Source organism: Lacticaseibacillus sp. 22, from assembly GCF_055413445.1.
This window is the reverse complement of record NZ_JBVAYD010000016.1, coordinates 1-24,901: the sequence shown is the minus strand read 5'-3', so window position 1 is coordinate 24,901 and position 24,901 is coordinate 1. Positions and strand designations below refer to the sequence as shown.

Genomic DNA, 24,901 nt, shown 5'->3' with positions numbered 1-24,901 from the left:
TATTCAAAATTGAGGATTCGCTTATTTACATTAATGAGATTCTAATGTAAGGTAAGTTCAATCATTTTAGGAGGGAACAGGATGAAATTTAGAAAAACAATGGTTGCGGGCACAGCAATTGCGCTCGCTGGGGTGCTGGCAGCCTGTGGTTCTAATGCTTCCAGCAGCAAAGGTACATCAATCACTCGGATGGAAAGTGATGTTATCTCCACAATGGATCCGTCAACAAATACGGACGCGATTGCGGGGCAAGCATTGATTGATACCATGGATGGTTTGTATCGGTATTCCGGCAGTGACTTGAAGCCAGCGATCGCAAAAAGCGAGCCAAAAGTGACGGACGGCGGCAAGACTTATACCTTTAAGCTACGGAACGCTAAATGGAGCAATGGCGATGCCGTTACTGCACAGGATTTTGTTTTTGCTTGGCGGCGAACGGTTGATCCTAAGACCAAGTCTCAGTATGCTTATCTGTATTCCGGCGTGAAGAACGCGGACGATATCACAGCCGGTAAGAAGGCAGCTAGTACCTTAGGCGTTACAGCGGTTAACAAGACCACGCTGAAAGTGACCTTGGATCACGCCATTCCTTACTTTAAGACCATGTTAGTCAATCCGGCATTCTTCCCGCAGAATGAGAAGTTTGTTGAAAAGGTTGGTAAGAAGTATGGCACGACTTCTAAGTACCTTCTCTCGAATGGCCCTTATGAATTAAAAGATTGGAATGGGACTGGTAATTCATGGAAGGAAAAGAAGAACAAAACCTACTGGAATGCTAAGAATGTCCACATCGATACGATCAATGGGCAAGTGGTTAAGGATCCGCAAACTGCTTTGAACCTGTATCAATCGAATAAGTTGGATATTGCTCAGTTGTCAGGTGAACAGGCAGCACAAGCTAAGACAATGTCTGGATACACACCGCTTAAGCAAAGTGCAACATTTTATCTTGAGTTGAATGAGAAGAAAGATCCTATCTTCAAGAATACCAAGATTCGTCAGGCAGTCTCGATGGCAATCAATCGTCAAGAATACATCAAGAAAGTTTTGAATGATTCATCAATTGCTGCGAACAATGTGACGCCTCAAGGTTTATTTGCTAAGAATGGACAGGACTTCTCAAAGGCAGCGACTAAAGCAGAATCTTCTACAGTTAAGTATGATCCTGCTAAGGCTAAACAACTCTGGACAGAAGGCTTGAAAGAGACCGGTCAGACGAACCCAACCTTGGAACTGTTGACCGATGATACCACGAATGCCAAGCGCTCGGCTGAATACATTCAAAGCACCTTACAACAGAATCTGCCAGGCTTGAAGGTAACAATTGCAACAGTGCCATTCAAGACCCGTCTTTCCCGTTCTCAAAATGGTCAGTTTGACATGGTTATCTCCGCTTGGAGTGCTGACTTCCCGGATGCCATTACCTTCCTTGATCTGTTTACGTCCGATAATAGTTATAACGATGGTAAATGGGCAAACAGCGAATACGATGCTTTGATCAAACAGTCCAAGACGACCGATGCAACCAATGCCACCGCTCGTTGGAACACCTTGTTGAAAGCACAAGAACTGCTCACTAAAGAACAAGGCGTTGTACCTTTGTATCAACGGGTTCAAACAACCTTGCAACGTAAGACCATTACCGGTTTGAAATATAACCCGACTAACTCTTACGATTTTGTAAATGCCAAGGTTAAGTAATAAAAGCGTGACCTGTCTTAGCAACTGTTAGACAGATCAACGCGTTTAGGAATCTTACAGGGTTTCCTAAATCGGAACTTGTTTCCAATAAGTAGTTCTCACAAGCGGCGTTGTCACGTGTTTTGCGGCGGACAACGCCGTTTGCTTATTAGGGCCAATGCCCAAAAAACAGGAGTGAATCATGGTCAAATATATTTTAAAACGGATCGGCTTCCTGCTCCTGACACTGTTTCTTGTTGCGTCAATCACCTTCTTTTTAATGAAGGCATTGCCAGGGACGCCATTTAATAACCCCAAGATTCCGGCTGATCAGCTGGAAATTCTGAAGAGACAGTATGGACTGGATAAGCCGGTTTGGATCCAATATCTCACGTATATGGTTGGTATCACGCACGGTGACTTCGGGATGTCTTATCAATTTCCGGGCCAAACGGTTTCCAATCTGATTGTTTCCCGGCTCGGTCCTTCGCTACAGATCGGTGCGCAGGCAATGGTGCTTGGAACACTTATCGGGATTGTGCTTGGTGCCATTGCGGCAATTCGAAAGAACACTGCCGTTGATGCCGAAGCTACAATTTTCGCTATTCTGGGACGCTCAATTCCTAACTTCGTGTTTGCTGCGCTGTTGCAGTTGTTTGCTTACAAGACAGGGACATTCCCGGTAGCGTTATGGGGTGGGTTTTCATATAGTATTTTGCCGACCATTGCCTTGGCGATCGCCCCGTTGGCACAGACAGCGCGGTTTATGCGAACCGAGATGGTGGACGTGCTGAGCTCGGATTATATCGAGCTAGCTCGGTCTAAAGGTGAATCGCGCTGGCAGGTTGTGGCAAAACATGCTTTGCGTAATTCCATGATTCCGATTGTAACGATTATTGGGCCAATGGCAGTTGACTTGATGGTTGGATCACTGGTTGTCGAAAACATTTTTGCCATTCCCGGAATCGGGGAACAATTTGTCAAGTCCATCACAACGAACGATTATCCGGTCATCATGGGCTTAACGATTCTTTACAGTGCGATGTTAACGGTTGTGATCCTTGTTGTCGATATTCTATACGGCTTCATTGATCCACGAATTCGACTGAGCGGGGAGGCAAACTAATGGCAACAACAAAATTAAGTCCAGAGGCATTCAAGCGTGTCAAAGTGAATGCGGCTGAACAAGAGCGTATTGCCACGCCTGCGTTGACATTCACGCAAGATGCGATTCGCCGCTTAAAGAAAAATAAGGCCGCGGTCATTTCACTTTGGGTACTGATCATCATTGGTGTGATCTCTATCGTGTCAATTTGGCTATCACCAGCCAATCCGAATAAACAGAGTCTTAATTATTCTAATTTACCGCCAAAGTGGCCAGGCATTGATTTGCCGGGACTAAACGGCTATATGAATGGCCAAAACAAATATGCCGGTATGGGTAAAAACGTCTATTTCCTGCTTGGGACGGACTACCTTGGGCGTGATTTGCTGTCTCGGATTATGGTCGGCACGCGCGTTTCCCTTTTCATCGGGATTGTTGCAACATTCTTTGATTTAACCATTGGCGTTTTCTACGGCATCATCTCCGGTTGGCGCGGTGGTTTGACCGATACGTTAATGCAACGTGTCATTGAAATCATCTCTAGTGTGCCAAACTTGGTTGTTGTTATTCTGATGCTGCTGGTATTCAAACCAGGGATGACTTCCATTATCTTAGCGATTGCTTTGACTGGCTGGGTCACGATGGCACGACTCATTCGTGCGCAGACCCTGCAGTTAAAAGATCAGGAGTTTGTGCTGGCCGCCAGAACGTTAGGCGAGTCGAGTATTAAGATCGCTTTTAAACATTTGATTCCGAACCTAAGCTCGATCATCATTATTCAAACCATGTTCACGATTCCAACAGCGATCTTCTTTGAAGCCTTCCTGAGTTATATCGGGATTGGTTTGCCAGCACCGACTGCTAGTTTAGGGACGCTGTTGTCAGATGGGCAAAAGAACCTGCAAGTGCTGCCGTATCAGTTGTTATACCCAGCGATTGTCATCGTTATTCTGATGCTGGCCTTTAACTTGCTGGCTGATGGTTTGCGCGATGCCTTTGATCCGCGCAGTGAACATTAGGAGGTGGCAAAATGAGTAAGATTCTCGAAGTAAAAGATTTACAAATCGACTTTGCCACCTATGCCGGACCGGTCCACGCGATTCGCAATGTCAGCTTTGACTTGAACAAAGGCGAGACGTTGGCGATTGTTGGCGAATCTGGCTCTGGTAAATCGGTAACCGTGCGCACAGTCATGGGCTTATTGGCACCCAACGCCAAGATTACCAATGGTGAAGTTTTGTTTGATGGCGGTGACATTCTTAAAAAGTCGGAAAAGCAATTGAATGCCATGCGCGGTAATGATGTTGCCATGATTTTTCAGGATCCGATGACGTCACTGGATCCAACGATGACGATTGGTAAGCAAGTTGCTGAACCGCTGTTGCTGCATAACAAAATGAGCAAGGCCGATGCATTGAAGGAAGCTGAACGGGTGCTTGAACTAGTGGGTATCAAAGGCGCCGGTTCACGATTGAAAGATTATCCGCATCAGTTCTCTGGCGGCCAACGTCAACGGATTGTCATTGCGATTGCGATTATTAACCATCCGCAGATTCTGCTCGCAGATGAACCGACCACGGCGCTGGATGTGACTATTCAAGCGCAAATTATTCACATGCTGAAGGAAATCCAGTCTAAGATTGATACTTCCATTATCTTTATCACCCACGATCTCGGCGTCGTTGCCGGGATTGCCGATCGGGTGGCAGTCATGTACGCGGGTAAGATTGTCGAATACGGCACCGTTGACGAAATCTTTTACAACGCGCAGCATCCATATACTTGGGGACTGCTGGAGGCAATGCCGACCTTAGAGACCAAAACGGATCGTCTGTATGCCATTCCGGGGACACCGCCGGATTTGCTGGATCCGCCAAAGGGTGACGCATTTGCCCCGCGCAATCCGTATGCCATGGCAATTGATCTTGAAGAAGAACCACCATTCTTCAAGATTTCACCAACCCACGCTGCGGCTACTTGGTTGTTAGCACCAGGCGCACCCAAAGTCGAGTTACCGCCAGAAATCGCGCGGCGGCATGCATTATGGGCAAGTAAACATCCAGACGAAAAGGCGGTGAACTAACGTGGCGGACAGTCAAAAGAAAAAAGTGTTGGTTTCGGTCAAACATCTGGTTCAAACCTTTAATGCCGGAAAGAAAGACGAAGTAAAGGCCATTCAAGATATTTCGTTTGATATCTATGAGGGCGAAACGCTAGGTCTGGTTGGTGAATCCGGTTCCGGGAAAACCACCACCGGCCGGGCTATCATTCGCTTGTATGATCCAACCAGTGGCGAAATTCTCTATAACGGTCAAGACATTGCCAAATTGAAAAATGGCTCCAAACAAATGTTGGATTTCCGGCGTAATACGCAGATGATTTTTCAGGATCCGTATGCCTCATTAAATCCACGGATGAAAGTCAAAGACATTATTGCAGAAGGTATTGATATTCATCATTTGGCTAAAGATCGCGCCGACCGTGATCATCAAGTCGAAGCTTTATTGGATGAGGTTGGTTTAAATGCGGATCATGCCACGCGTTACCCGCATGAATTCTCCGGTGGCCAGCGTCAAAGAATCGGGATTGCCCGGGCACTGGCAGTTCAGCCGAAGTTCATTATTGCCGATGAACCGATCAGTGCGCTGGATGTTTCGATTCAGGCACAGGTCGTCAACTTGCTAAAAGACATTCAGGATCGGCAAGGTCTGACGTATCTGTTCATCGCCCATGACTTATCTATGGTCAAGTATATTTCTGATCGGATTGCCGTTATGCATTACGGGCGGCTTGTCGAATTGGCCAGTGCGGAAGAAGTATACACACATCCCCTCCATCCATACACCAAGAGTCTCTTGTCTGCAATCCCAGTTCCCGATCCAGACATCGAACGCCAGCGTGTACCGATACCTTATGATGCAAGCAAGGTCGAAGGCGATAATAAGCAACGTAAAATGGTCGAAGTCTATCCTGACCACTTTATCTTTGCAGCTGACGATGAAGTGGCAGCGTATAAAGCTGAAGCACAAGAGGATCATAAGGCCCCAGCAGGCACGGCAGCAGAATAACGCGGTCAAACATGATAACATTCTGCTAGGGCGAATCTTTAAAAATGATTCTTACAACAAAAAGCCGAAAACACTGAAAATGTGTCCTCGGCTTTTTGTCATATCCGCAGTATTGGCGCAAGAAAACGGTTCGAATAGCTAATTCTGATCTTTAAGCTTGTTTAAACTAGGCCGCGTTTTTATGGTGAGGTAACGTTTTCAGCGAATCTTCTGCTACACTGGTTTTAAAGGAGTGTGTGGAAGGATGACCAAGTTTTATTTTGTGCGCCATGGGCAGACGGAGACCAATTTGGCGCGGCGGTTCAATGGCGGGCGGACGGATACGCCGCTGACTCCGGCTGGCCGGGCAGGCGCGGAGGCAGTTGGACGGTATTTTGCTACGACCGGTTTTGCCGGTATTTACGCCAGTCCGATGCCGCGGGCGCAAACCACCGCTGAATTGATCGTGGCGCAAAGCAAGGTTTCGCAGCCGGCGATCGTGACGGTACGGGATCTGCGGGAAGTCGATTTAGGCGATTGGGACGGGCAGCTACTTGCTTCCGTGCAAGACGATCCGCAAATTGATAATTACTATCACCATCTCGCTGAGTTTGATTATAAGCGGATTGGCGCTGAATCCTTCGCTGAGGCTTTAAATCGTGGGCGCCGCGCTATTGCCGGCATTTATCAGCAACATCCGGATGGTAAGGTGCTCGTGGTGGCCCATGGGTTGTTGGGCATGCTGCTAATGAGCACTTATCTAGGCGCCGAGTTGGACGATGCGCGTGATGAGATGACCATGCCGCCTAACAACAGCATCAGTGAATTGGATACAGGTGACGGGGAACAATTTACCCGCGGCACGCTGTGGGCATTTGTACCAAGTGAATATCAAACCAAGTAACAATGCCACCCACCCGGCATTGTTTTTTATTAAAAAAATTATCAAGCCAATATTTGGCACTTTCGCAAGGCGAGCGCTTACAATGATACTGAGAAGTGAAATGGTTAGTTAATGTGGGGTCTTGCACCGGCGTTGTGTGACAATAGGCCGTCTTTGGATTATTAAATAATATTATAAAATCTTTTGATGGTCGGACGTTTCATTTAATGTTAAAGCATAACGCCGCACATTAGAGGTGGGGAACATGATGTTAGATAATATCGGCAAATTAGTGCACCAACAACGCCGCAGTATGAACTTAACCATTGAAAAACTGGCCGAACGCTCTGGGGTTTCTGTCAGTCTCATATCCCGCATGGAACGTGGTGATGTCAACAATATTAGCGTCAAGAAGCTGACTGACATTGCGCGGGCACTCGACATGCAGGTGGGTGATTTCTTTATCGCCCCGGAAATGAGCGATATCAATACGTTGGCGTTGGTTAAGTATTTAACGCGGTTGCCGGAAAACGAACGCGCACACGTCTCCGAGGTACTCATGCAGGTGATTAACCTCTGAGCGTGTCGTAGGCGAACTTGCGGCGGTTGCCAATAAGTGCAAAAACGGTTCTAGAGACACTTTGTCTTTAGAGCCGTTTTAATGTTTTCGGAAAAGTTATGTTTGCTACCAATTAGCGGAATTCTGCGCACGTTTTGAAAAGCTGCATGTGGTTAAGACTGTTCGCAGGCAGAAAAATCGCGTATACTAAGTGCACTGAATTAACCGCAACGATGACACGGGCCTTGGCGAGTAACACTGTGAACAGGCTGGGTCATCTTATAAAGGAGGAAAAGTGACAATGACATTTGAAGCCGTTTTGCCAGCATTAAAAGAAGGAAAAAAGGCCGTTCGTACTGGCTGGGAAGGTACCGAGTTGTATGTTCAACTGGTTCCGGAAGGTAAGTTCGAAGGCGACACCCTGAATCCTTATTTTCTGATCAAAACCGCTGATGAGGCCTTCAGCTTGTGGTCCCCGACCGACTGTGACATTCTGGCCGAAGATTGGCAGCTCGTGGACGCATGAACCGGTTTGATTTTAGCGGCCAGACTGTGGTCGTAACCGGGGCGGCATCAGGGATCGGGGCTGCGCAGGCGGCGGCTTTTAAAGCGGCCGGCGCCCAGGTGATTGGTGTCGACTTGCAACCAATGACTGGCGTGACCGTCGCAATTCAGGCCGATGTGAGCGATCCAGAGACAGGAAAGAAGCTTGCCGCTGATTATACGCCGGACATTGTATGCAACACAGCAGGTATTTTGGATGGCTATAAAACCGTTGCCGAAACCGATTTGGCCACGTGGCAGCATATTCTCAATGTCGACCTCACCAGCCAATTCCTGATGATTAAGGCACTGCTGCCTGGAATGCTGGCGCGTGGTCACGGCGTTTTCGTCAACATGAGTTCCATTGCCGGTATCGTTGGCGGTGGCGGTGGCGTGGCATATACTGCCGCCAAGCACGCGGTCATCGGCCTAACCAAGCAACTGGATCTAGACTACGCTGCCCAAGGTATCCGCGCCAACGCTCTTGCACCCGGCGCCATCAACACGCCCATGAACGCGGCAGATTTCGCCGGTGATGGGAAAATGGCCACCTGGGTCGCAAAAGAAACCCCAGCCAAACGTTGGGCCAAGCCGGAAGAAGTCGCCCAACTCACACTTTTCCTAGCCAGTGACGCGGCCGATTACATCCACGGCACCGTGATTCCTATTGACGGCGGTTGGTTGGAAAAGTAAACTGGAAACATTGTAAGAACTATTAACTGAATCGGAACCGCCCCGCGCGCTTCCACGACGATACTTATTTCCTTTGATCGTCGTTATTACTGGCAAAGCCACAAAGGAGAAACAATATGCAAACAACATCTATGACCCATCGTTCAATCGTCAGTCTCGCCAAAACCGCCATTGTCGCCGCCATCTATGTGGTGATGACCCTCATGCTTAGTCCATTAAGCTTTGGGATCGTTCAAGTTCGGTTCTCCGAGATGCTCAACTACACGGCGCTTTTCAATCGTCGGTACGTCTGGGCGGTTACGTTGGGTGTTTTTTTGGCCAACTTAGCATCACCAACCGCCATTCTCGACGTTCCCATCGGCACAATCGGCACCTTGGCCTTCATCCTGCTCAGTCGCTGGCTCGCTAAGTTCGTCCACCAAAAATGGGCCAAATTTGCCATCATGGGCGTCTTATTTGCCCTCTCAATGTTTACCGTCGCCGGTGAGCTGGTCGTGCTCAGCAAGGTACCATTTTGGCCGACATACGGCACCATTGCGCTAGGCGAAGCGCTTTCGATGGCAGTCGGCGGCGCTGTGATGATGGTGCTGACGCGGTTTGTGGATTTGGATAAGTGATTTTTAAGTTAAGTTGCGAAGGTCTAGTTTTTAGACTTTCGGATCTGTGAGCGTCTCCTCGATGGTTTGGGGGCGCTTTTTTAATACGCTTGGTTGCTGGCATTTTGTGGCAACGTGTTGGCAGAAAAAGGCGAGTGGAATAGTTACACCAACTTGACTTGAGTTCGTTTATAGGCGTTGTGGCTGCTAATAAGGTCTTGAGTTGTACGCATCCAGATATTTATACTGCGATTTTAATAGAGCCATTGATGCTACAAAATTGTAGCAATTATTAAACTTAGATGTTATGCTCAATGTACAAATACGAGGACGGTATGGTTATGAATCTACTGGAAGAAACACTCGCTAAGCTAAAATATCTTGTCAGCGAAAATAGGTTCAGCCTTGTTAACCGGAGAAATCCTCGCGCACAGGCAGTCGAAGCGGACTTAGCCAAAGTAATTGTTCAACAACTGTCCCTCAACGATTATAAGAAACATGAGCTGGATCGTAATGGGAGTCATGAGTACGTTTGGGTTTTTAAAACGGAATATGGCGTTTTCTATTATCTGAAATTTAAAATTAACCAGGATACAAATTGGGTTAAGTTTATTTCTTTCCACGAAAGTTATAATGAATAGGGGCGACGAGTATGAATCAACCGTATATCATCAAAGACCACACGAATACATTTCTAATTCGCGGAAAAGAATACAAGGTAACCGCACCAGCTAAATTTGATCGGAGAACTGGCGAGTTGATTCCTGATCAACGCCTTGATGATGCTGCGGTAGCATTGGCCAATGCAAAGTATCGACAAGAGATGGATATTGTTTCTCCCGAAGAAATAAAAAAATACCGGGCGCGTATGAATTTGTCTCAACGAGAATTGGCAGATCTAATGGGATGGAGTCCGACAACCATCGCTTTATATGAAACCGGTGCTTTTCCATCTGAATCCAATAATCGGATATTAAAGGCACTCATTAATGACGACGATTTTCTCGCATCATTCATTTCTCCAAATCAACAGAATTTATCTAAGAAGATCGTTAAAAAAATGACGTCCTATCTAAGCGATCGTAAAGCTGGGGATACCTCACTAAAACACAACACGGAATTTACTGCATTACAATTAACGAATTGGTTCCGTGTTAGAAACTACTTCAGCTTAAAAACAGATCCGAATGCTGAAGAACTAACTCAAATGAAAGTGGTTAAGTTGCTTTACTTTGCATTCGGCAGATGGATTGCTAAGACAGGCGGTGAGTTATTCACATCGAAAATTATCGCCATGCCATACGGACCGGTCGTTGAAGATGTTCACAAGAAATACAATGGTAGACGCGGAATTGTTCCGCAAACACTAGAAAAATCGGCTTTCGAAGATTTCAATCTGGTTCAATCTGATAGGAAGATTGCCGACCTTTTGCGGAAAGTTGATAATGATTTCCGCGGCTATACGGCTGCTGGGCTAGTCCACTTAACCCATCGAAAAGGCTCACCTTGGGATGTGACTCGCAGTGGCGTCATTGCACCTCAGCTGATCAAGAAAACATTTGACCAGCATCAAGAAATGTGATTGCGATCGAAACTTGGCTAACTTGCATAAATAAACACCGATTCAGTGCCCTTTCAAAATGGCCAGTGAATCGGTGTTTTTTTGTGGTATAGAAGATGCGAAACTTTTGATATATTTGTTAATTTCGAGCATTACTAACGCGCATAAACGGCTACTTCTTATTCACTGTCTTCATGACATCCTTAGCAATCAGCGTGTAATAATGCACGCGTCCTGCGTCATTAGGGTGCACACCATCATCGGCAAACCAATCATCGTTACCGCCAGCCAGATAATACCAATCCACCACATGCAGATTCGCATGCGTCTTAGCAGCGGCGTGAATCAACTTGTTAACCGGATCAATCCAAGCCTTCCCAGGAGCATAAGCTGTCACCCAGAAAACCTGACGATTACTCCCCAGCTGCTCCAAAATGCCATTAATGTCTGCTTCCGTCATCGGTCCATTCGTTCCCAGACTGATGACGACAGTATCCTTCAATTTACCGCTTGACTTCAACTGATCAATAATAGCAGGAGCCGCCTGCACTTGCCGGCCAACCTCAGCGTCAATCGACATCTGCGGGAAAAGCACCTTCAAATAAGCCGAACTTCCCAACATCACCGAATCACCAATGGCAGTCACCGGTAACGTCTTGGCGGCACTGATTTCGCTGTCGGTCAGGCCATACAGGCGATACTGATTCAAAACCTTTTCTTTCTTAACCTTAGCCTTCGAATCCTTCTTAATCTTCTGACGCGTTTGCTGATTAACTGCGATCGCCTGCTCGGACTGGAAATGGCGGAAGTAGAAATAACCTCCAACACCGGCAATGACGAGGCCCAGGGCGATGCATAGTATGATGTCACGCAAGCGTAAGCCGCTTTTTTTCTTCAAGTTTTAACCCTCCAATGTTACTTGTGTTTATTTTAAACTAAAACTGTTTGTATACTGGTTACAAATTCGGGACATTGTGGTCGCATTTTTGAAAATTGTAAAGAGACTGTAATAAACCAGTCCATTTTGGTTAACAATAAGCACTAAACCGGAGATTAGACTAACGTAAAAGATTAACGATAAACAGTAAAAAGGAAATTCCGGTAAAAGATGGGTAGACTTAAACCCTTATGCTAGGGTATTATGCTTTGGAGTGGGATTTTAAAAGTCTCTATTTTTATGCGGCTGTGTAGCTTGCAGCTCGTTTTTTAATTTATTGTTACTAATTTTTGAATTAGGTGGGGAAGAGTTCATGAACAAACAGATCGACCTTTCACAGTTGTGGAATGTGTTCAAACGCAGCTTCTTAGCTATGATTGTTTTTGGAATCATAGGAATGGCAGCTGCTTATTTTGGTGCGAAGGCTTTTATTGCACCTAAGTATGAATCAGATACATCATTGTTGGTTAATCGAAAGCAAGACAACGATCCGAACATGCAGTTGAATGCACAACAAGCTGATATTCAGATTATTAATACATATAAGGATATCATCACACGTCCCGTTGTTTTGCAAGCGGTGGCGGAAGATCTTACCAGTCCGCAGCGAGTGATGGTCAAGAAAGCAAAACCTGCTGTTTATGGAACACGATACAATGCCGTTACAGGAACACGCGAAAGGTACGTCACAGAGGAAGCACAACCTGCAAAATATAAACTCAAACCCGCCAAATATTCCAATATTTCGGAAGAGGATTTGACGAAGATGGTTTCGGTCTCGACACAACAGAATTCGCAGGTTTTTACTGTAAATGTTAAAGATACCAGTCCAGTTCGCGCAAGAGATATTGCAAACGAAATCGCTAAGGTGTTTGAGAAAAAAATTGCTAAAATCATGAGTATCTCAAATGTCTCTGTTGTTTCTAGAGCAACGGCTAATACAATTCCGGTATCTCCTAAATTAAAATTGTTGAGTATTGTTGGGCTGGCTTTAGGCATCTTAATCGCGTTAAGCTGGGGGCTTGTACGTGAATTGACTGACCAAACCATTAAAGATATTGATTTTATTACTGATGACTTAGGGCTGGTTAACCTAGGAATTGTTAATTATGTTGTGCGCATGAAAGATATGGATCAGGCAATACAACAAAGTCGAGCAACGGATTCAGGAAATGATGTGCAAGACGATCTTGATGGAATAGATTTTCCACAACGTAGTCGTCGTCGAATTTGAGGGGGAATAAATGATGCAGTTATCATTTTCTAAACTTTTTCATCGTCATCAGGAGGATCAAGAAACCCAAAAGAATGGCGTTATGCTAGTCGCTTTTGCTGAGCCCAAACATGTAGTGTCTGAACAGTTTCGAACGGTGCGCACTAATATTGAATTTGCTGGGGCTGCTTTAGATCGTTGCCAAGTAGTCATGTTTACGTCTTCGGCCATGTCTGAAGGTAAATCAACGGTCTCGGCTAATGTCGCGGTTACTTGGGCCCAAGCTGGGAAAAAAGTTTTGCTGATTGATGCGGATCTCAGGAGACCGACTATTCACGCCACGTTTAGGACATTGAATATAGACGGGGTAACAACAATTCTAATTGGAAAAGATGAAGCTGGAGCTGTTGTAGAAGAAACATTTGTTGATAATTTGAGTGTCATTACGTCAGGACCTATTCCGCCAAATCCCTCTGAATTGTTAAATTCTAAAAGAATGGCAAATTTACTGAATTGGGCCAGGGAAAACTATGACATTATCGTTCTTGATACCCCACCTGTTTTAGCCGTATCTGATGTACAAGTCTTGGTTCCAAAAACTGACGGTGTAGTTGTTGTGGCTAATATGGGCAAGACTCTAAAAGGTGATCTTCGACGAACGGTTGAAGTTTTAAAGCTTGCTAATGCTAAAATTCTTGGCTCAGTTGAACGAGTTAAAGCTAAACACGGCGATCGAGGGTATGGCTACGGCTACGGTTATGGGTATGGTACGAATACTGGAAAGAAGTAACCCATCATATCAAGTTTAGACAATAACATACTTGTCTTAGGGGATACACATGGAAACAAACAATTTAGAAGATTCGTTTCAACCGTTCTTGGTTAAAACGTATTTGTTTATTTATTTTTGGCTCGTCATCATCTTTGGCTTCACAGCCGAGTCGATGATCAGTCCAGTTGATCAACCATCTGCTTATCCGAGTTTTGTTTCTTTTGGCAACAAAACAGCGTATTTCCTTGCGTCATTACTCCTAGTGTTAGGTTTTCTTAAAAGACGTTCTCTCTTAAATTGGCTTATAACTGGGCCTCTCTTTCTGGTTATCGTTTATGGTTATCTGTTTGTTAATCAACAAGTTGCAGTTGTTGCGTTTATATTTCTGGTTTGGAGTTCTCAAACAGTTTCCTTTAGAAGTCTGGTGAGGATAGATCTTTTTGCTAGGATTATTGTTACAATTTCACTCTTCGTTGTGAATAATCTACAATTACTCCCGGTTAGTCCGATTATTCAACTCGGAGTATACAGTAGATTCTCTTTTGGATTTCATCACCCTAATGCTTTAGGGATGTACTTAATGATGATCTCTCTTGAAATGTTTTATTTGTACGCAAGGAAAAGCGTTAAGCCTATTGTTTTGCTGATTCTGAGCGGAATTCTTATTTTTGTCCTTACTCGCTCGCGTGGTTCGCTAATTTCAGTGATGAGTTTTGTGGTATTGGTTACGGTTTTTAATACTTTTAAAAGCATAAGTTTTCGAAAACTGTTATATAGTTTTTGCATACTTGTCCCGTTAATCTGTTTTCTGGGTTCATTAACAATTTCCATATTTCTTCCATCTAGTTCAAAGGTCTTTCAAACTTTAAATGAATGGATGTCTGGGCGTCCAGAACTGCTTAAGCTTGTTTATGATTATTACGCGCAAAAAAGTTTCTTCGGCGGCGATATTGCAGAGTTGGCTAACGCATTTTATTCATGGTCTATTAATGTTAGATATCTATACGTTGATAATCAGTATATGTATTCGGTTATGATATTTGGCTGGTTTGGTGCAGTTCTAGAAGTTCTTTATTCGACTTACTGTGGCATTCGCGCAAAGATTTTTGGCGATTCCTATCTTTTGTTTTGGCTCACTGCAATAGCTCTTTTTGGGTTAGTTGAAACAAAGTTAGTCACCCTTGATATGGCACTTCCTTTTATGTGCTTAGGAAGCTTGACAGAAGGTGTCACCAAAGACAAAAAGGTTTTGTCTGCTGAACAAGGTCACCTACAGGCCAAAGCTAATTAGTAATACATTTTGTTAATCTGGAGCATAATTTGATATGGGGGTATTAAAATGAAATTATTAGTTGTTGGGGCTGGCTTATTTGGAGCGACAGTAGCTCATGAGCGTGCACTAAAAGGGGATCAAGTCGATGTCATTGAAAAACGTAGTCATTTAGCCGGAAATATTTTTACTGAAGAAGTTGAAGGTATTCAGGTTCATCGATACGGAGCACATATTTTTCACACGAGTAATAAAAAAATCTGGGAGTATATTAACCAGTTTTCATCATTTAATAGATATACAAACGAAGTTATTGCCAACTACAAAGGTGAAATATATAATTTACCTTTTAATATGAATACCTTTAATAAGATGTGGGGAGTTATCACTCCCGCTCAAGCCAAAGCAGAGATAGATAAACAACGGGCTTCCATGGCGGGAAAGGTTCCACAGAATCTTGAAGAACAAGCAATATCTCTTGTTGGTAAGGATATTTATGAAAAGCTAATTAGAGACTACACGGCTAAACAGTGGGGTAGGGAACCTAAAGAACTACCTTCATTTATTATCCGCCGACTTCCTGTTCGGTTTACGTATGACAATAATTATTTTAATGACCTTTACCAAGGAATTCCCGAAGGTGGGTACACTCAGATTGTTGAAAAAATGTTGGATCATGCAAACATTAAGGTTCACCTAAACACGGATTTTCTTACCCATAAGGAAGAGTATTTAACTCGTTATGATCAGGTAGTATACACGGGTATGATCGATCAATTCTTTGATTATCAGTTAGGCGCGCTGGAATATCGAAGTCTTCGTTTTGAAACTGAAGTACTAGACGTTGATAATTATCAAGGAAATGCTGTAGTTAATTACACTGATTCCGATACACCTTTTACTCGAATCATTGAACATAAACATTTTGAATTTGGAAAAGGAAATCAAGGTAAGACGGTCATAACGCGTGAATTTCCGGCTGAATGGTCTAAGGGTGATGAGCCCTACTATCCTGTAAATGACACAAAGAACAACCATTTATTTACAGAATACAGAGATCTTGCCACTAAAAAATATCCACAGGTCGCGTTTGGTGGCCGTTTAGGACTTTATCGATATTATAATATGGATCAAGTTATTACTGCTGCTCTACAATTTGTAAAAGGAAAGTTCTTTGCAACGAATTAAGACGGAAATTTGATTCTCATGTTTCTATTAAAGCAAACTCTTAGGTAACAGGCCAATGATCGGAGAGTTATATGACAGTAGTAAAGAACTTTTTATGGAATATGGGGTATCAGGTTTTTGTCTTGCTATTACCGATCATTACAATTCCCTATGTTTCACGTGTGCTTGGACCAACTGGAATTGGTATCAACGCGTATACTAATTCTGTTGTGCAGTATTTCATTCTATTTGGCACTTTGGGTATCACCGTTTATGGTAATCGTGAAGTTGCATATGAAAGAGATGACCCTCAAAAATTATCGAACGTTTTTTGGGAGTTAACTTTTTTAAAATTTTTGACAACGGGCGTCGCCGTTATCGCGTATCTTACCTTTATATTTTTGTCTAAACAGTACCGTGTTTTCTACCTGATTCAGGGTTCACTGTTGTTAGCTTCAGCGATTGACGTTTCGTGGTTTTTTCAGGGTTTGGAAGAATTTAGAATTACAGTGGTACGAAATACATTTGTAAAAATTATTTCACTTGTTTTGATTTTTACATTAGTTAGAACAAAGAATGACTTATGGATTTATGTTTTGATTTTGGGCGGATCACAGTTAATTGGTAATTTAACGCTGATTCCTTATCTTACTAGATATGTAAAGTGGCCAGTCTTGAGAAAAATGAGACTTGGCCGACACTTGAAGCCTACAATTGGGATGTTTATTCCACAAATTGCTTCACAGATATATTTGCAAGTGAATAAGACTATGCTGGGAGCATACATCGGGGTCGAAGCTGCAGGTTATTATGACAACTCAGATAAAATTATAAAAATATTGTTAGCCATCGTCACAGCTACAGGAACGGTTTTGTTGCCACATGTGGCGCATAGTTTTGCTAGGGGGGATCGTAAGGCTGTTTTTTCCTCCCTTAGTAAGTCCATGCATTTTATATTGTTGTTAGCTTTTCCTATGTCAGCTGGACTCGCTTCGATATCTCCTGTTTTCACAAATGTTTTTTTCGGAATCAAGTTCAGTGCAGTTGCTGTACTACTAGCAATAGAGTCACTTGTTATTATTTTGGTTGGAATTAGTAATGCCATCGGTATACAATATCTACTGCCGACAAATCAAACTAGGCCTTTTACGGTTTCCGTTGCATTAGGTGCAATTGTAAACATTTTTTTGAATATTCCTATGATTTTACTTTGGGGAACGGTCGGTGCCATGACGGCAACCGTTATTTCAGAAGCTGCTGTTACTGCATATCAACTTGTTTATGTAAGAAAACAGATGGATATTTCTCTACTTTTTACGGAAACCTGGAAGTACTTACTTTCTGCTAGTTTGATGGGTGCATATATTTTTTGGTATATGCATTTTATGCCGTTTGGAAATATGGTTAAACTAGTAACAACCATTTTGCTAGGGACGATCATTTATATTTTGATCTTATTACTTTTAAAGCCGCGTCACTTGATTGAAATGGTGTCTAGTATTAGACAAAGATAATCTTTTTTGGCTCAGAGAGGGGTGGGGAACTTGCTGATTAAAATTATTATAGCTGCTCATAAACCTGTTCAGGTACCAAATGACCAAACTTATTTCCCTGTTTATGTTGGGAGCAAATTTCATGAATCGACGCCCAAGGGTTTTCTAAGAGATGATTCAGGGAAAAATATTTCATGGAAAAACCCGCATTATAATGAATTAACTGCGATTTATTGGGCTAAGTACAATCTTGATTTTGATATCCTTGGGCTTGTGCATTATCGCAGATTTTTTGTGAATAAAAAGAAGTTCGGAAGTCGCTCTTATGACTTAATTAAGCAGTCTGACATAAAAAAATTAATGGCTCATACAGATGTTGTGGTTCCAAAAAAACGGCACTATTACATTGAGACTATAGAATCACACTTTTATCACTCCCACGATCGTCAAGGACTTGACTGTTTAAAGAAGGTGATGGAAGAACAACCTGAGGCCTATAGATTCGCGTTTAGAAAGGTTTTAAATGCCAGATCAGCCCATATGTTTAACATGTTTATTATGAAGAAAAAAGTCTTCCAAGATTATACGAATTGGTTATTTTCAATTCTTGATCAAGTTGATGAACTTTTAGATTTCAATAGTCTAGAAGGCAATGAAACTAGAGTTGATGGGTTCCTTGCAGAATTTTTGTTGGATGTCTGGCTAAAGGCAAATGAAGTTCCTTATACAGAGTGCGATTACAAGTTTACAGAAAACCAACATTGGATCAGAAAAATCTATGGTTTTCTTTTCAATAAGTTTAACAGACGTAAGTTCGTAACTACGCATATTTCCAATAATAGGAAATAAATAAGGAGGGTCTGGAAACTATGATAAGAACTTTAGTTGTTGCAGACTTCTTGCCGGCTAGTGGGGTTACGACTTTCGTTGAAAATGCCTTTTTAAAACAGCGCCAAGGGTTCAGTTTTTCAGCACTTGCAATTGCTGGGGATGAAAGTAACAAATTACATTTTGAAAAAGCAGGATGGACTTTTACCGATATTTCTCCGGCTAACAAGAACTATATTCGACATATAAAAGACTGGTTAAAATTTGCAAGAAGAAATAAGCATGCTTTTGATATTGTTTATTTTAATTATTCTGCAAGTTGGAATATACTGCCGATTTTTTTCTGTAAATTTATAATGCATGCGAAAATTGTTGTCCATGGTCATAATACGTATTTTGGTACAGAAATACATGGGGTGAAGAAGTTTGCGTTGACAGTATTTCACCTTATTGGCAAACAGATAGCCGCTACATTTCTAATCGACTCTTTTGTAGCTGTTTCTAATGAAGCAGCTAAGTGGATGTTTCCTAGTCGAATTCTCAGAAAAAATCGAGTCGAAGTTATACCGAATGGCATTGACTTATCAGACTATACTTTTAAGCGCGCCACTAGAGTAAAAGTTCGAGAAGCATTAGATGTTCAAAATAAAATTGTTTATGCTACAATCGGTGTTCTGGAAATGAGAAAAAATATTAGCTTTGCTCTAGACATATTTGCAGCGATAATTCGGCGTAATCCAAACTCAGTATTGTTAGTGATTGGCGATGGAACACAGAGGGAAATGTTGAAACAAAAAGCTAGACGTCTTGAATTGGGTGATAGTGTTCGATTTTTGGGGAGAAGAAAAGACCTCGCACAGCTGTATAATGCAATTGATGTTTTACTCTTTCCTTCGTTGAATGAAGGGTTGAGCTTTACGCTCATAGAAGCTCAGGCAAATAGTTTACCAGTTTATGTTTCGGATAGAGTCCCGCTAGGTAACTATTTACCGAATTTGGTTCATGTTGTAAAACTCAGCGAATCATCGGATTCCTGGAGCAAAAGGATTACTGCAACTGAAAAACATGTGCGAGTTGATGAATCGAAGCGAATGAAAAAAATCGGATATGATCAATTAGATATGCGCGAACATGTTCTTCACCTGTTGGAAGCCTTACAGGGAGGGAATACAGAATGACTTTTGACCATCTTGTGATTTTGATGTCAACATATAATGGTGAGAGGTTTCTAAAACAACAACTGGACTCAATTGTTCAGCAGGATTATGAGAACTGGGATCTTATAATTCGGGATGATGGTTCTACGGATAGCACACAGCAGATTATAGATGATTATGTTCTAAAAGATAACCGAATTCATTCTTTTCCCGATTCAGCAGGTAATCGTGGCCCTGCCAATTCTTTCTTAATGATGTTGACCTCCATCAGCGCCCCATTGTTTATGTTTGCTGATCAAGACGATATTTGGTACCCCAATAAGGTAGGTCTAACGGTTGGCTCATATATGCAGCAAACATCGAGTGCTTCAGTACCAACGCTCGTATTTACTAATATGGATACAATTGACGCATCTGGTACTTTGATTCAATCGAATATTGTTCCTGAAAATGCAAGGGTTTCTGTCAACACCATCTTAGTTACAAATATTGTGACCGGTTGTACAGTTCTAATCAACAAAAGTTTAGCTGATAGAATAAGGTTGTCTGATACTCGCTCAATTGTGATGCATGACTGGTGGATGGCTATGATAGCAGCATTTTTAGGTAATGTAGTGTATCTTCCAACAGCCACGATTGGATACCGTCAGCATGGGGATAACGCTGTTGGGGTAAATCATTCATTCAGGTCAAGAATTAATAAAGCTTTAAACTATAGTAATCAGAGGAAGCTTTTTTCAAAGCAAATGGCACAAATAAAATTACTTGATACAAGATTTGGTAAAAATTTGTCTGTGAGCCGTAAAGTAGAATTGGATTCTTTGATTTCTATTCAACGATCCAAGAGATTTTTGTCAAAGTTTAGTTGGTTATTAAGACATCGGGCAAAAAAGACCTCATTGGTTGGAACTCTATCGTTTTATTATTTATTTTTAACAACAAATGTTGAATAATTGATATTATAAATGTTGTTATCAGAGAGTATTTCGACGTTTTTTGAAAGTGGGAAAATCATGATTGAATTTGACGGGTACAATAGCAAAAGTTTCGATGCAGGCTTTAAAGCACGAGCCGATGTCAAATACTTCTCCAATAGGATGGGAATTAAAACTGCAGAGATACCTGCAACAAGAGTAAATTTAAAGATAAACAGGGAACTTCAACGACTACGAGCAGTTCGTAGTCTTTCAAAGAAATTGTCGGCAGACCAATCAGTTCTTATCCAATATCCGTTACCTTTTAATTCTTTTGATTATAGCCTGTTACATAAAACACTCTTAAAGCATAATGCAAAGTGTATTTTTCTTGTTCATGACCTCATTTCTGTTCAAGGACAGGCTAAAAATGTATCAATTAAACAGGAAATCGAAGAATTAAAAAGGGCTGACTTTTTGATTGTCCATAATCAAGCAATGCAAAATTTTCTTGAAGATCAAGGCCTTTCTCAGAAGATGGCTACTATTAATTTTTTTGATTATCGAGTTGATGTTGAACCGCCTATTAGAAGCGAAGTCGCAAATATAGTTTTTGCTGGCAATTTAGTAAAGTCAAAGTTTTTAAAGAAGCTTCCCCAGTTGGAAATTTTTAAGTGGCATGTTTATGGTTCGGGTATGACGGCGGAGCAATTCCCAGAATCGGTCGTTTTTCACGGTGCTATTGACTCTGGCGTATTACCATCCAAGCTTGTTGATGGCTGGGGGTTGGTCTGGGATGGAATCTCGACTGATCGTATCAGTGGGGTTTCGGGAGATTATCTCCGCTTAAACTCGCCGCACAAGGCATCACTGTACTTAGCTTCTGGATTACCCTTGATTGTTTGGCGAGAATCAGCTTTAGCCAATGTTGTTCTGCAACTAGGGTTAGGAATCGCAGTTGATAATCTGATGGAAATTGAACCTGTCATTAAGTCACTTTCACATACACAGATAGAAAAAATTCAAACGAATGTTCAAATCATCTCCCAAAAAATTCGTAATGGTGGTATGTTGAAGGATGCGTTGGAAAGTCTACCGGTTGGTTTTGACGCATAGAAATTTCAAAATGGTTCGATCATCTTGTAAGAAATATTCAACAACTATTCCAGACGTGCTTTAGAGATCAAGAATGTCATCAGAATTAATGCTTGCGCCTAAGGCCCACCTGAAATGATGATCTAAATTCGAAAAAATATAATTGTCGAGTAACTAAATCAATTTTAAGGAGACAGCAATTTATGGATATCGGATTTGCGGTTCGATCGGATTTTCTCACACGAAAAGGCGGTGATAGTGTTCAACTGTTGAACACTATGAAATATCTTGAGTCAGACTTTGGGGCGCGTTGTACTATTGTTACATCTCCTGAGAAGCTGAAAGAGAAACGTTTAGATGTTGTGCATATATTTAACATGCAACCGCAGACTATAGATTCAAGTCTTGCATATGCTGAAATGGCCAAAGCTCTCGGCATGAAGATTGCATTATCACCAATATACTGGAGGCTGGATGAATCATTTATTAATGGTGCTTTAGCAAGGAAAGGTATAATTGATGCGCCAAAAGTAGTAGTTAAGTTGGCAACGTTTGTGTCAAAACTATTGTTTAGGGATATTTTAAAAAAGAAGAATTTCTTTTCGCGAGAGTTATTTCTAAAGGCTGATAAGTTGTTACAGTATTCAGATATTGTTTTGCCCAATTCACCCGAAGAAGAATCCATTCTCAAGAAGACCTTTCCAAATGCGACCACAAGTAACAAAAAATGGGGAGTTATTCCTAATGCAGTAGATGCAAAGAAGTTTTTTAAAGTCAATGAACAACCTAAACAGCTTCCTGACAATTTAAAAATTCTGGAAAGACTTTCTGGTAAGTATGTCCTTTGTGTTGCAAGAGTTGAGCAACTCAAGAATCAATTGCGGATTTTGAAGGCATTAAACAATCATCCAGAAATTCCAATTGTTTTGGTTGGATCCACCAAGGGTGATAGCCGGTATGTCGAAAGTGTTAAATCTTACGCAAAAAAACGCGGAAACACATACTTTATTGGTGAAGTTTCACAGCAAGATATGGCATTTGTTTATTCAAATGCTGCAGTGCATATTCTGCCTTCCTTCCAAGAATCAGCTGGGTTGGCGACCATTGAAGCTCTTTTTTGCGAAATTCCTGTTGTTACATCAACAGAGTATTTTTGCCCAATAAATTTTTATAGATTCAATGAATTTGGTTTTCAGTGTAATCCGTATAGACTTTCCTCTGTCAAAAAGGCAATTTTATCAGCTATGCAAAATAAAAAAGATCATGTTGGCAAAGATTATCGTTCTTTTTTTAGCTATAAGAACGCTGCCAACTCTACCTACAAAGCTTACTCTACAATCGTGTAACGACAATTAAAATAGTTTTAATTCTTTTCATGCTTTTGTGTAGGAGTTGCAAAGGCGGTCTTGATTGAAGGAGACAAAATTAACCTGCTGCTATTATTTTAAAATAAATCATATACAAAGGTTATATATTTTCATCTACCTTTGACTTTTAATTAAAATTGGTACACAAAGAAGTTCAAGATGAGATCTGAATCGCCGACCATGGGAGCAAAATTAATGCTAATATCGATGTTTCTTGGTCTCACCAAGGTTAGACCAGTTTAGAATATTAACTATGCGAATAGCGACATAGTCATTCTCGTCTTCAATCCGAGAGTCTCTTTTTAGCATGAATAGGGTGGCTTAGATGCGGGTCCTGGCATCTTAACGGGTGGCTTGCATAGGCCGGATTGACAAACTAATTTCATTGTATTGGTCTAGCTCGAATGGTATTGAACGTTTAACTTTAGATTTGACGTTTTCTTGTACAATGCCAAAAAATGTTATAAAATCAAATAAATTGGCGCTTGGGGTAGCGTTTGGGGAGGAATTTAAATTTGGAAAAACAGATGTTGACGACGCATAATGAAAACGAAATATCTAATATTCGGAAACAAGCTTCACTGATTTACTTATTTGAAAAAAGAAGCTTCGATATTTTTTGTGGATTGGCTGGTCTAGTTTTAGTTGCCGCAGTTAGCTTAGTCTTACTTCCGTTTTATTCGTATGGGCGAAATAAGGGACCCCTTTTTTTCAAACAAACGCGCGTTGGACGACACGGGGATAGATTCAAAATTTATAAGTTTCGAAGTATGGTTGTCGATGCTGAAGGGGTACTGCATCGGGATTCTGCGCTTTATAAGAAGTATGTAGCAAATAATTACAAATTACCGGTTGGTGAGGATCCACGTATTACGAGGTTGGGGGCTTTTATTCGAAAGAGTTCACTTGACGAGTTACCCCAGTTTATTAACATCCTTAAAGGTGATATGAGTATGGTTGGCCCGCGCCCGGTCATTGAAGACGAGTTAGCTGAGTATGGCGATCATGTTAATGAACTACTTGAGGCAAAGCCTGGTGCGATGGGATTATGGCAAGCTAGTGGTCGAAGTAACATTGGTTATCCAGAACGTGCAGACTTAGAGCTATATTATATTCGACACAGATCTTTCCACTATGATCTCATTATTTTGTTTAAAAATATTGCTTCTATCTTTAAGGCTGAGGGGGCTTTTTAACTATCATCGTGTAGCATAGAAGTTTTAATCTGCCTTTTTGACATAGTAAGGTCCATCTAAAACGGTTTCGATATTCTTTATGCTGTAGGAATATCGAAGCCGTTGTTTTTTGAGGCTGCTTTTTCGCAATTAGTTTGCCTGAATCCTCATCGAACCTAGTAAAAAAACCAGTAATGCCTTGTCATCGCTGTGGGCGGAAAAAGCGGGTGATTCAGTAGATCAGTAGTATTGAATATACTTGCGGAAATTAAGTCCGTTGATCTAGGGTAAAGGCATGAAGCTTAAAATAATCACGCTTGAATGCACACTTGATCGCATTGCCTAATTTGAATTTCGGAAAAGAAGGAGCTCTTTCAACCAATAAAAAGACTTTCACAGTTAATTGATCTTGCCTGAAATTCCTGAATTTACAACGTCTAAGTATTAACTTGAAAAGTTGTTAAAAGTGGATCTCGTGAACTAATAAATTAACAAACTAATATACAATTCTATAAAAAGCAACACAATTTAAAGTTCTACTGGTAAAATGCTTAGTGTTAGGGTTTGCTTAAACTTTAGAAACACTACATACTAAACTACGCGAGGGGAGAAAATGCAATGAAAGGAATTATCTTAGCTGGGGGCTCTGGTACAAGATTGTATCCAATTACAGAAGCTGTTTCTAAGCAACTGGTACCGGTCTATGACAAGCCAATGATCTACTATCCCCTGTCAACCATGATGTTGGCCGGGATTCGCGATATCTTGGTGATTTCAACACCAAGGGATATTGATCGTTTTCAGGATCTGTTAAAAGACGGTAAACAACTGGGACTCAATATTAGT

25 protein-coding genes are annotated in these 24,901 nt (G+C 41.8%); 24 read left to right on the top strand and 1 reads right to left on the bottom strand.

Going from position 1 to position 24,901, the window contains the following annotated elements; all coding sequences use genetic code 11:
- The first annotated feature begins 81 nt into the window (after positions 1 to 81).
- The 12 genes from ACWP87_RS08625 to ACWP87_RS08570 all read left to right on the top strand — a co-directional run bounded on the left by ACWP87_RS08625 (position 82) and on the right by ACWP87_RS08570 (position 10,688).
- Positions 82 to 1,701 carry a peptide ABC transporter substrate-binding protein gene (locus tag ACWP87_RS08625; protein WP_005692765.1) on the top strand — a complete coding sequence of 540 codons (1,620 nt, stop codon included), beginning with the start codon at positions 82 to 84 and terminating at the stop codon, positions 1,699 to 1,701.
- 181 nt (positions 1,702 to 1,882) lie between these two features.
- Positions 1,883 to 2,806 (top strand): oligopeptide ABC transporter permease, encoded by a 924-nt coding sequence (opp3b, locus tag ACWP87_RS08620; RefSeq protein WP_014569873.1) that lies wholly within the window; start codon positions 1,883 to 1,885, stop codon positions 2,804 to 2,806.
- Positions 2,806 to 3,804 carry an ABC transporter permease gene (locus tag ACWP87_RS08615; protein WP_014569872.1) on the top strand — a complete coding sequence of 333 codons (999 nt, stop codon included), beginning with the start codon at positions 2,806 to 2,808 and terminating at the stop codon, positions 3,802 to 3,804. The genes opp3b and ACWP87_RS08615 overlap by 1 nt, the downstream gene beginning before the upstream one ends.
- Before the next feature lie 11 nt (positions 3,805 to 3,815).
- Positions 3,816 to 4,868: an ABC transporter ATP-binding protein gene (locus tag ACWP87_RS08610; RefSeq protein ID WP_005692768.1), complete on the top strand. Its 1,053-nt coding sequence runs from the start codon at positions 3,816 to 3,818 to the stop codon at positions 4,866 to 4,868.
- Position 4,869: 1 nt separating this feature from the next.
- Positions 4,870 to 5,853, top strand: a complete 984-nt coding sequence (locus ACWP87_RS08605; RefSeq protein ID WP_005692769.1) for an ABC transporter ATP-binding protein — start codon at positions 4,870 to 4,872, stop codon at positions 5,851 to 5,853.
- Positions 5,854 to 6,097: 244 nt separating this feature from the next.
- Positions 6,098 to 6,736: a histidine phosphatase family protein gene (locus ACWP87_RS08600; RefSeq protein WP_014569871.1), complete on the top strand. Its 639-nt coding sequence runs from the start codon at positions 6,098 to 6,100 to the stop codon at positions 6,734 to 6,736.
- 247 nt (positions 6,737 to 6,983) lie between these two features.
- Positions 6,984 to 7,295 carry a helix-turn-helix domain-containing protein gene (locus tag ACWP87_RS08595; RefSeq protein ID WP_005686244.1) on the top strand — a complete coding sequence of 104 codons (312 nt, stop codon included), beginning with the start codon at positions 6,984 to 6,986 and terminating at the stop codon, positions 7,293 to 7,295.
- Positions 7,296 to 7,575: 280 nt separating this feature from the next.
- Positions 7,576 to 7,800: a DUF2829 domain-containing protein gene (locus tag ACWP87_RS08590; protein ID WP_005712952.1), complete on the top strand. Its 225-nt coding sequence runs from the start codon at positions 7,576 to 7,578 to the stop codon at positions 7,798 to 7,800.
- Positions 7,797 to 8,510: a 3-oxoacyl-ACP reductase gene (locus ACWP87_RS08585; protein WP_014569870.1), complete on the top strand. Its 714-nt coding sequence runs from the start codon at positions 7,797 to 7,799 to the stop codon at positions 8,508 to 8,510. Before ACWP87_RS08590 ends, ACWP87_RS08585 begins: the two co-directional genes overlap by 4 nt.
- A 116-nt stretch (positions 8,511 to 8,626) precedes the next feature.
- Positions 8,627 to 9,127 (top strand): QueT transporter family protein, encoded by a 501-nt coding sequence (locus tag ACWP87_RS08580; protein WP_005715269.1) that lies wholly within the window; start codon positions 8,627 to 8,629, stop codon positions 9,125 to 9,127.
- A gap of 320 nt (positions 9,128 to 9,447) precedes the next feature.
- A complete protein-coding gene (locus ACWP87_RS08575; protein ID WP_014569869.1) occupies positions 9,448 to 9,747 on the top strand; it encodes a type II toxin-antitoxin system MqsR family toxin in 300 nt (99 codons plus the stop codon).
- Positions 9,748 to 9,758: 11 nt separating this feature from the next.
- On the top strand, positions 9,759 to 10,688 hold the full coding sequence (locus ACWP87_RS08570) for a type II toxin-antitoxin system antitoxin SocA domain-containing protein (protein ID WP_014569868.1): 930 nt from the start codon (positions 9,759 to 9,761) through the stop codon (positions 10,686 to 10,688).
- 151 nt (positions 10,689 to 10,839) lie between these two features.
- Here ACWP87_RS08570 and ACWP87_RS08565 read toward each other — a convergent pair whose 3' ends face one another.
- Positions 10,840 to 11,565 (bottom strand): SGNH/GDSL hydrolase family protein, encoded by a 726-nt coding sequence (locus ACWP87_RS08565; RefSeq protein WP_014569867.1) that lies wholly within the window; start codon positions 11,563 to 11,565, stop codon positions 10,840 to 10,842.
- A gap of 352 nt (positions 11,566 to 11,917) precedes the next feature.
- Here ACWP87_RS08565 and ACWP87_RS08560 point away from each other — a divergent pair, with 352 nt between their 5' ends.
- The 12 genes from ACWP87_RS08560 to ACWP87_RS08505 form a co-directional block, all read left to right on the top strand.
- On the top strand, positions 11,918 to 12,838 hold the full coding sequence (locus ACWP87_RS08560; protein ID WP_014569866.1) for a YveK family protein: 921 nt from the start codon (positions 11,918 to 11,920) through the stop codon (positions 12,836 to 12,838).
- A 13-nt stretch (positions 12,839 to 12,851) separates the two neighbouring features.
- Complete coding sequence (locus tag ACWP87_RS08555) at positions 12,852 to 13,607, top strand: CpsD/CapB family tyrosine-protein kinase (protein WP_015765007.1); 756 nt, start codon at positions 12,852 to 12,854, stop codon at positions 13,605 to 13,607.
- Positions 13,608 to 13,656: 49 nt separating this feature from the next.
- Positions 13,657 to 14,880, top strand: coding sequence for an O-antigen ligase family protein (locus tag ACWP87_RS08550; protein ID WP_014569864.1), 1,224 nt, complete (start codon positions 13,657 to 13,659; stop codon positions 14,878 to 14,880).
- A 48-nt stretch (positions 14,881 to 14,928) separates the two neighbouring features.
- Positions 14,929 to 16,047, top strand: coding sequence for a UDP-galactopyranose mutase (glf, locus tag ACWP87_RS08545; protein WP_014569863.1), 1,119 nt, complete (start codon positions 14,929 to 14,931; stop codon positions 16,045 to 16,047).
- A 71-nt stretch (positions 16,048 to 16,118) separates the two neighbouring features.
- Complete coding sequence (locus ACWP87_RS08540; protein WP_014569862.1) at positions 16,119 to 17,540, top strand: flippase; 1,422 nt, start codon at positions 16,119 to 16,121, stop codon at positions 17,538 to 17,540.
- Positions 17,541 to 17,570: 30 nt separating this feature from the next.
- Positions 17,571 to 18,368, top strand: coding sequence for a DUF4422 domain-containing protein (locus ACWP87_RS08535; protein ID WP_014569861.1), 798 nt, complete (start codon positions 17,571 to 17,573; stop codon positions 18,366 to 18,368).
- 20 nt (positions 18,369 to 18,388) lie between these two features.
- Positions 18,389 to 19,525, top strand: coding sequence for a glycosyltransferase (locus ACWP87_RS08530; RefSeq protein ID WP_014569860.1), 1,137 nt, complete (start codon positions 18,389 to 18,391; stop codon positions 19,523 to 19,525).
- Positions 19,522 to 20,457 carry a glycosyltransferase family 2 protein gene (locus ACWP87_RS08525; RefSeq protein WP_014569859.1) on the top strand — a complete coding sequence of 312 codons (936 nt, stop codon included), beginning with the start codon at positions 19,522 to 19,524 and terminating at the stop codon, positions 20,455 to 20,457. Before ACWP87_RS08530 ends, ACWP87_RS08525 begins: the two co-directional genes overlap by 4 nt.
- 60 nt (positions 20,458 to 20,517) lie before the next feature.
- A complete protein-coding gene (locus ACWP87_RS08520) occupies positions 20,518 to 21,534 on the top strand; it encodes a glycosyl transferase (RefSeq protein ID WP_014569858.1) in 1,017 nt (338 codons plus the stop codon).
- Between the two features lie 182 nt (positions 21,535 to 21,716).
- Positions 21,717 to 22,859 carry a glycosyltransferase family 4 protein gene (locus ACWP87_RS08515; protein ID WP_014569857.1) on the top strand — a complete coding sequence of 381 codons (1,143 nt, stop codon included), beginning with the start codon at positions 21,717 to 21,719 and terminating at the stop codon, positions 22,857 to 22,859.
- A gap of 536 nt (positions 22,860 to 23,395) precedes the next feature.
- A complete protein-coding gene (locus tag ACWP87_RS08510; RefSeq protein WP_014569856.1) occupies positions 23,396 to 24,076 on the top strand; it encodes a sugar transferase in 681 nt (226 codons plus the stop codon).
- Between the two features lie 597 nt (positions 24,077 to 24,673).
- A partial coding sequence (locus ACWP87_RS08505) for a sugar phosphate nucleotidyltransferase (protein ID WP_014569855.1) occupies positions 24,674 to 24,901 on the top strand: 228 nt, incomplete at its 3' end.